This is a genomic window from Shewanella sp. S1-58-MNA-CIBAN-0166 (assembly GCF_040310085.1).
GTDB lineage: Bacteria > Pseudomonadota > Gammaproteobacteria > Enterobacterales > Shewanellaceae > Shewanella.
The window spans coordinates 1-562 of sequence record NZ_JBEOPN010000086.1; the positions used below are offsets into that span (position 1 = coordinate 1).

General features: G+C 48.2%; 1 protein-coding gene. It reads left to right on the forward strand.

What is annotated here, in order from left to right; all coding sequences use genetic code 11:
* On the forward strand, positions 1-562 hold a 562-nt coding region (locus AAEY99_RS21200; RefSeq protein ID WP_351011945.1), incomplete at both ends, for an IS91 family transposase.

Genomic DNA, 562 nt, shown 5'->3' on the forward strand with positions numbered 1-562 from the left:
AAATAACAACATCAATGCGCCATGCCATTAATGCCATGCTGAGTTGCCGCGCCTATTCCCAAAGAACAAGCCACTGGACTTGTCAGAGTTGCACGCATACAGCTGATTTTCCTCTGTCATGTGGTCATCGCAGTTGCCCGCAATGTCAGTACAACACCACGGCAGACTGGCTCACTAAGCAGCAAGCCAAGTTACTGCCCGTCGACTATTTTATGGTGACTTTTACATTGCCATTTGAGCTACGTGTTGTGGCTAAACATCAACCGGAACAGCTATATAAAGCCATGTTCTCCGTCGCTGCCAGTGTGCTCAAAGGCTTTGCGCTTAACTCATCCAAGCTTGCCGGTGATATTGGTTTTACCGGCGTACTGCATACTCACAGCAGACGGCGTGATTTGCACCCACATATTCACTTCATTATTCCAGCAGGCAGCTTCAACAAGACCCAACAGCATTGGAAAAAGAACAAGGGTAAATACCTGTTTAACGCCTTTAACCTCGCCAACGTCTGGCGCGCACGTTTGCTGGAACATCTAGCAACACTGAATCTCACACTGCCAAC